The organism is Streptomyces zagrosensis (assembly GCF_014203645.1).
GTDB classification, from domain to species: Bacteria; Actinomycetota; Actinomycetes; order Streptomycetales; family Streptomycetaceae; genus Streptomyces; species Streptomyces zagrosensis.
Map to the genome: position 1 here is coordinate 259,157 of NZ_JACHJL010000013.1, position 7,497 is coordinate 266,653.

Annotated in this window: 5 protein-coding genes and 1 pseudogene; 5 read left to right on the top strand and 1 reads right to left on the bottom strand. The window is 72.1% G+C overall.

Annotated elements, in window-relative coordinates:
* Positions 1-5: 5 nt before the first annotated feature.
* The 5 genes from FHS42_RS36295 (at position 6) to FHS42_RS24045 (ending at position 7,166) form a co-directional block, all read left to right on the top strand.
* Complete coding sequence (locus tag FHS42_RS36295; protein ID WP_221476824.1) at positions 6-1,832, top strand: hypothetical protein; 1,827 nt, start codon at positions 6-8, stop codon at positions 1,830-1,832.
* Positions 1,829-3,112, top strand: a complete 1,284-nt coding sequence (locus FHS42_RS24030; RefSeq protein WP_184575274.1) for a hypothetical protein — start codon at positions 1,829-1,831, stop codon at positions 3,110-3,112. The genes FHS42_RS36295 and FHS42_RS24030 overlap by 4 nt, the downstream gene beginning before the upstream one ends.
* 1 nt (position 3,113) lies before the next feature.
* Positions 3,114-5,153 (top strand): ATP-binding protein, encoded by a 2,040-nt coding sequence (locus FHS42_RS24035; protein ID WP_184575276.1) that lies wholly within the window; start codon positions 3,114-3,116, stop codon positions 5,151-5,153.
* Entirely contained in the window at positions 5,147-6,595 is a 1,449-nt protein-coding gene (locus FHS42_RS24040; RefSeq protein ID WP_246495301.1) for a CHAT domain-containing protein, read from the top strand. Before FHS42_RS24035 ends, FHS42_RS24040 begins: the two co-directional genes overlap by 7 nt.
* Before the next feature lie 148 nt (positions 6,596-6,743).
* On the top strand, positions 6,744-7,166 hold the full coding sequence (locus tag FHS42_RS24045; RefSeq protein WP_184575278.1) for a cold-shock protein: 423 nt from the start codon (positions 6,744-6,746) through the stop codon (positions 7,164-7,166).
* A gap of 232 nt (positions 7,167-7,398) precedes the next feature.
* On the opposite strand, the pseudogene FHS42_RS37415 reads toward FHS42_RS24045, so the two are convergent.
* A pseudogene (locus FHS42_RS37415) lies at positions 7,399-7,497 on the bottom strand (carbohydrate ABC transporter permease); the annotation flags it as partial.

The following is a 7,497-nucleotide window of genomic DNA, read 5'->3' on the forward strand; positions in this document are numbered from 1 at the left end:
CGGTCATGCGGACCGGCCCGGACGCCCCGGATGACTCAGCGCTCGCACGGCCGCGCGCCATGGTGTTGTACGAGGTGTGGCGCGAGCTGGATGGCGTCGCGGCCCTCAGCGGCCCCCAGGGCGGCCCGCTGAGCCGAACCGTGAAGCTCCTCATCGACCCGTTGGTCATCCGCCCGGTTTGGCACCCGCAGTGCGCCGGCCCGCTGGTCAGCGCGGACGGCGCCGCGCTCCTCGCCACCCTGGTGCACGCGGCAGCGGACGTTTTGCGGGCTACGGCCGAGTGGTTCACGGTGCTCAAGAGCGTACGCCGTGCCGCACGGATCAACGACGGCCACCCGCAGGACCGCTACTTCCAACCCTGCTTCGCGTTGGCCACCCAACACGGCCGGCCCGACCCGGCGACCAGCGGCCAGATCGCCGAGCGCACGCTGCGCGAGGTGCACGGTTCGGCCGATGGCCGCACCACCCGCGCGCTGCGCGACCACCTCGCCGACCCGGAGCAGGCCCGGCGCCTGGCCGCGCGGTTGACGGCAGCGTGGGAACGGCGCGATCAGGCCCCGCATCAACACGACTCATCGCACGGGCACGGGGAGGCGGTCCACGACACGGCGGCTGTGCGCACGGTGCTCGATGGCTGCGCCGCCTTCGCCCGCGCATCGGCAGCCTCCTTCGCATCGGCCGTGGCTGCCGTGCCCAACAGTTACGACGGACCCGACAGCGCCGATAGCGCCGGCAGCCCCAACGGCCCTGCGGGCGTCGCGGCCGACGCCTGGCAGCGGCTAATCGGCTGGCGCGCGGGCACCGCGGCGGGGCGCGCGCTGTGGTACGCCGCGCCGACCGCGCCCGCTCCCCCGGCGCCAGCAAAGGCGCCCGCACCGGCCCCCACGCCGGGTCCCGCGCCGACTCCCGCCACCACCCCGGTCGGCCCGCCGCACCCGCACCGCGAACCGGCCCCGCTCGGCCCCGCCCAGCCGCTGGCCGCCCCGTACGTCGCCCAGCGGCTGGGCCTCACCGCTCACCCACTGCCCCAGCGGCCGGAACTGGGCTCGTCAACCTCCTCCGCTGAGCTCGGCCCGCCCTTCGACCGGACCATCCAGCAACGAGTCTTCACCGCGTTACGCACCACCGTCGAGCGCGCGGACCTGCCGACGGTTCCCGAACTCGTCGCCGACGAGATCGACCGTGGCTGCGCGCCCTGGGCGCTCGCCGACGAGTCGCTACGGGTGACGGCGACGGTGGGCGCACAACTAGCCACAGGATTGCGCCCGCTGGGAGTCGCGCCGCACGACACGGCCGGCTTGGCAGGCGAGGCGGTGACCGCTGCCCACCGCGCGATCAACGCCCGCTGGCAACGCGAGGCGTATGTGTTGCGTACCCGCCGGCTCACGATCGCCCCACGCCAGATTCCGGCCACCGAGCACGGCATCGGCGTTCCCTGCCACGGCGCGGCCTGCCCCGGCCCCACCGGCACCGGCACCAGCACCAGCACCAGCACCAGCACCAGCACCAGCACCAGCACCAGCACCGAGGGTGCTCCCACCTCCGCCAACCCGCTCGCCCGGGTCGCCGATGAGCTGCGTGCGCCCTGGCGAGCGTATGCGCGGCGGCTGTGGGTGCGGCTGCACGGCAGAGACGTACGCGGCGCCCCGCTCGCCCTCGATGAGCTGTGGGACGTGCTTGACGGCGTGGCCCGTTCGGTAATGCTCGACCACCGCACTCGGGTCCGCCAGGCCCTCACCCTGCCGCAGCCGGCAACCGCGTCAAACAGCACGCGCGCGCCCGGGCCCGGCGGCATCGGGGCTGGGTTCGCCGATACGGGGGCGGGTCGATGACCAGCGTGATACACATCGAGCGCACGCCCGCGGGGCTGTGCGTCCTCACCCCGCTCCCGCAGCAATCAGGGCCCGCGCCCAGCGTGTTGGACCACGCACCACAGGTGGATGTGGCGCTCCTTGAGGTCACCGGCGGTCATCTGAGCTGGAGCGTCCTCGCCACGCATCCGGAGCCGGTCGCGGTGCTCGACCGGGCGGAGGACGCGCAGGAATGGGTGTGGGCGCTGTACGGGGAGCAGGCCGCCGTGGCGCTTGCCGCTGTGTCCGACGCCCACCCCGGACCGCCGACCCAGGTGCCCGCCCGGCCCGGGCTGCCCGAACTGGCGGCAGACGCCCGGATGTTGGCGTACGCGCACTGGGCGTCCCACTGGTGGCCTTCATCGGCCCTGGACGGCATTCCGCCGCTCGACGCGCAGGTGCTGCGACAGGATCTGGCGCGGCTGACCGAGCGCTGCGACCTGCTGCTGGAGGCGGCGGCGCAGCACGGGCCGGCCGAGCCATGGGAGTCGCACGACATCGACCACATAGCGGATATGACAGGCATCGCTGGTACGAACGCGGCGCCTTCACACGAAACGCCCGTGGGTGGGCGCGGTCCGCAGGGCATCTGCGACAGCGAGCCCGGCGACAGCGTCGCTACGCGCAGCCGCCCCGCGCACGCCGCCGACTACGCCCTGGCCGCCGGCGCCGTCCCCCAGAGTCCGGCGCCGGACGGCCTGGTGATCGCTCAGGGCGTGGTCGGTACCGACTGGCGCCGCTACCCGCCGGGGCTCGTGGACGCCTCGGAGCAGGCACTGTCCTGGCAGGCCACCCGGGCAGCGGGACGTACGGTCATCGCGGTGTGCGTCGCTGCCGCCCCGGAACTCACCGCACCGGGCGCCGCACGGCACGTTCCGGCGCACCTCGTTCCGTGGGCCGTGATCGGTGGGCAGCCCGCCAGTACGGCGACGACCACGGCGCTGGGGCTGGCCGGCGATGCATGGGTGGCTCAGCTCACCGCCCCGGAGGATCAGGCGGCGACGGCGCTTACCGTGGGGGTGTACCTCCCCGGTTTTGATCCCCTCGCCTGGCCAGGACCGGACGAGGTGTCCGCCGACCCAGGAAGCAGCGGCGGTTGGCCTGCGGCTCAGCATCCGCAGCGGGCCGCGGGGCATGCCGTACGCGAGCGCATCAGGGAGCTCGTACGAGATCGCCTCGCACGCGCCGCCGCTGGTACGTACGACGGCCTCCTGACGGCCGAGCGAGCGGCGGCGGAAACGGAAGCGGAGACGGACTACTGACATGGTCGAGCCCGACAGCCCCAGCCCCACCTTCAACCCCAACCCCAACCCAGACGTCGCACTCGGGCGCGGCCCACACACGGGCTCTTTCCCCCTGGAGCCGCCGATGGAGCCTCCCGCGGCGTCTTCCGCGGAGCCCGAGCCGAAATCGGGATCGGGATCAGAACTGGGACCAGAACTGGGATCAGAATCGGAGCCGGAAACGGGACCGTCGCTGATCGGCCCCGAGTTCTTGCAGGGCATCACGGGCATCACGGGCCTCATCTCCTCGGGGGTGGACGCGTATGCGCGCGGCGAGCTGAACACCGCGCATGCGACGTTCGACCAGGCAGCCCAGACCACCACCCTGCTCACCGCGCAGCTCCACCAGTTGCTGATCCAGTCACTCGTCAATCGCGCCGGAACGGCGAACGCGCTCGGCGACCACGCGGCTGCCGTGGCGTCCTACCGCAGCGCGCTGCGCACCTGCGACCACCTTGACGCACTGGCCCAGGAGCCGATGTGGGCACTGCGGGCCGCGACGTTGATCAATATGGCCAACGCGTTGCAGGAGGTGGGCGACCTCGACGGCGCGCAGAGCGTGCTCGACCAGGCGCACGGGCTGCTCGCCTCCCCCTTTGGCGGTGGCGCGGAGCAACAGCTTGGGCAGGAAGCGAACAGTCTGCTGCCCGCCTGTCTCCAGGGGCTCACATCACTCGCCATTCGGCGGCAGGAATGGGCCACCGCCCATGAGTTGGCGCGGCGCACGCTGGCCGCAACCGCGCATCAGGTGCCCGAGATGGCGGCGCATCCGCTGGGAAATCTGGCGGTGACCAGCTTGGAGACCGGGCGGTTCGAGTTGGCCGACGACTATGGGCAGCAGGCGCTCACCGCATTTGAGGCGGCGGGCGATCTGGTCGGGGCAGCGGAGACGCGGCTCAATCTTGCCGGGGGCTATCTACGCAGCCACCGCCTCGCACAGGCCGAACCCCTGCTCCTCGCCTGCCAGCAGTTCTTCGAGGGGGCAGGCATGGTCAACCGGTCCGCGAGCGGACTGAAGTTACTCGGCATGCTTGCCGCGCTGCGCGGTGAGCGCGAGCGGGCCCGGGAGCGGTACCTGCGGGCACTGGCCGCATTCGAGGCGTGCGGAGCGGTGGTGGCCGCCGCGCATCTGCGCACGGAGTTGGCCGTCAGTGCGTACGCCGCTGGCCACTTCGACGAGGGCGAGGCCGAACTCGCCCGTGCAGCGGCCGTGTTCACCGCCCATGGGCTCGGCCCTCAGCTAGCGCAACTTGATCTCACGCACGCCATGCTGCTGGAAAGCAGACACTCCGCCGACCCCGACCCGGAATCCGAGCCGGGTGAAGGACCGGGCTGGGGCCCAACCGCTCTGGCGCGGGCCGTCGAACTCGCCGTACCCGCCGCGCTCGCCCTGGACGCGGTGCGGTTCACACTCACCGGTGGCTATCAGCGTGAGCGCTGGAGCCGCCATATCGTGGCGCCCGCCGTGCGGGTGGCGTTCCGGCTCGCTACCCGGGCAGGAGACACCCGACTCGTCACGGAGCTCATCGAAACCTGCTGCGCCGGCCCGCCGCTGAGCGCGGACCGGTTCGCGCAGGCGCCCATGACCGACTACCTCGACGCGTACCCCGACACGGTCGAGTACGGCACTGCCCCAGCGCCCGGCAGCGACACCAGCCCCGGGTGCGGCATCCAGCCGGGGCGCGACATCGAGCCCGGGCACAGGCTCGGCGTGGAGGCGGTCGCAGCAGACCTCACCGCCGAGCTCCTCGACACCGTCGTGGCCGGGTGGCAACAGCGTCGAACCGAGTCCGGTGCACCGGCGTCCGGGCCGGGCGGAGCACGGGAACGTGCCGCCCACCCCTTCCAGCTCGGGGCAGCGCTCGCCGATATCGCCGCCAGCGCCGGCATTCCGCTCGGCGCCCCGCCCCTGCTCGCCCTGACGGCCGAGGGAGAGATCGCCCTGGACCGGCATATCGCCCGCGCCGAAGAGCGGTACGGCGCATCTATCAGAGACGGCCGGGTGATTCCGACATGGTGACCGACGTCCCAGCAACCGACGCCCCAGCAACCGGTGGTGCCGCCACCGAAGCCCGGCCCGAGGACCGGCCGGGCTCCCACCACCAGGCCCAGCGCCCGCCCGGCCCCCCAGGCGAGCAGGTGGACCAGCCCGAGCCCGTACGCCAAGCAGGGACCGAAGACGCAGCGGAGCCGCCGCCCACCGTCCTGATACGCATGGCCGACGCGGGCGATGTGTATGTGTCCTGGCGGTGGACGCACGCGCTGTCCGCGTCGGGCGTCAGCCGAGTGCCGAAGGCCGCGGCGGACGGGGCGCTGGACGCACTGGAGGCCGCCCTGCCCGGTGCCGCCACGCCCCGTCTCACGGCCGCTTTGACCAGCGGCGCGTTCAGCACGTACGACAGTGAACTCGCCCTGGCTGAGCGCCTGTCCCGGACCTTTTTGCCGTACGGACTCGCCCAGCAACTCCATGAGCTGTGGACGCGCGGCGTCCGCCCGCTACTGCGCATCCAGCCATCACCGCGTACGGCGCGCCTGCCATGGGAGTTGCTGGCGCCCGACCCGGGCCTGCGGCTCCTCGACATTGCGGATCTCGGCCTGTTGGCACCGACGAGTGTGACGCACGCTCCGGGGCGTGCGGTCAGTTCCTGGTCGGCTACCCGGCGACTGCCGGTGGTCGCGGTGCTCGACCCACGGGTACCGGGGTTCCGCGCGGACTCGGCGCTCGGGTCCGTACTGGGCCGCCCGAGCGCACAGACACCGCTGGCGCGACAGATCGCCGGGTACGCCCAAAACGGCAGACTGCGCCCCGATGCCGGGGGCGATCCGGCGGCGATGTTCAGACGCAGCGACGTGGACCGTGAGTGGCTGAGCGTGACGCTGCGCGCGGGTGCGAGCCGACTGCTGTACGTCGGCCATGTCACCGCCGCCGCACCGGAGTCGGGGCAGAGCGAGAACGCGCAGCTCCATCTGGCGTGCGGCGCGGACAGCGTGGGCTTTGCGCCGCCCATCCGTGCCCACCGGCCGCTCTCGGCCAAGGACCTGCTTCTTGGCACGCACTCCCTGGCCCAGTCACCGGAGTCGGGTGCGGCGCGCTGGCCGGTGCCGAGCCGGGTCGCGCTGATCGCGTGCGAGAGTGGCGGCGATATGCGGTTTGGGGAGGCCCTTGGCCTGGCGACGGCGATGGTGCACGGCGGCGCTGAGTTGGTCACCACGACGCGCTGGGCACTGCCCACGGACCTGGCCTTCCACCGCCTGGCCGGCGCGCCGTCCCAGGCCCGGCCGCTGCACGACGCGGTGTGCGCGATCGATGCCGCGCACGAGGAACACGAGGCGGTGCGGGCGCTCAACGACTGGCAGCGCACCCGGCTCGACGCGTGGCGCACCGCGCGCACGGTGGAGCATTCGCCGGTGCTGTGGGGGGCGTTCGCGACCATCGGCGCCACGCTCTCCGGGCTCGGTTGAGGCCCGGTCGAGCCACGCTCGCCAAGCCGGATCGACGGGGAAAGCCCGGAAGTCTTCCGGGCAGGCGAGTTCCTTGTACGCTGTGGGCGGCGCCAGCGATAGGCGTCACTGGTTGTGGTAGCGATGACTGAGTTGTGGGGTATTCGCGGTGGCTACGGGAAAAATTTTGCGGTTTGACGACATTCGCGGCTATGGGTTCATCACGCCGGATGACGGTGATGAGGACGTGTTCATGCACGCGAATGACCTACGTAACGACAAGGCCCTGTTCCGCCCGGGGCTTCGGGTTGCGTTCGAGGTCGAAGACGGTCAGCGGGGTCTCAAGGCGTCCGATGTGCGGCTGATCGAGCGTGCGGCTCCGACCACGTCCCTCTCTGCGGACGTTGCGCGCCCGCGGTTGCGCACCGAGGCAGCGGAGGACGGCACATGTGATGTGCTGACGGCCGGGGAGTTCCAACTTGAGCTGACGGAGGCCCTGTTGCACGCCGTTCCGTCGCTGACCGGAACCCAGTTGTTGCTGGCACGGAAGCGGCTCATCGAGCTCGCACAGGAACATAACTGGGTGGAGTAACCGACGCTCTTGGCAGTTCGGCGGTCACGGGGTGTGCGCCCAGCGCGGGCCCCGGGGCCGGCGGAGTGCCGCGTCACGGTTTTCGGTGCCGGGCCGCCGGGCGTATGCCCGGCGGCCTTTCACTTGCTCTCGCCGGCATCTGACGGATTTCGGGTCAGCTGCCGTCCCCCAGCTCGGGAGGGGCACAGCTCGGCGGCCCAGCTCAGGAGGGGCCCGGTTCGGGTCAGTGGGGCTATTTCAGGGCGCCTGCGGTCAGGCCCGCCTGCACCTGGCGCTGGAAGATGATGTAGACCGCAAGGACTGGGAGCATGGCGATCAGCAGTCCGGAGAA

Coding starts and splice junctions, on each gene's coding strand:
- FHS42_RS36295 (WP_221476824.1), top strand. CDS start 6: ATGCGGACCGGCCCGGACGCCCCGGATGACTCAGCGCTCGCACGGCCG.
- FHS42_RS24030 (WP_184575274.1), top strand. CDS start 1,829: ATGACCAGCGTGATACACATCGAGCGCACGCCCGCGGGGCTGTGCGTC.
- FHS42_RS24035 (WP_184575276.1), top strand. CDS start 3,114: ATGGTCGAGCCCGACAGCCCCAGCCCCACCTTCAACCCCAACCCCAAC.
- FHS42_RS24040 (WP_246495301.1), top strand. CDS start 5,147: ATGGTGACCGACGTCCCAGCAACCGACGCCCCAGCAACCGGTGGTGCC.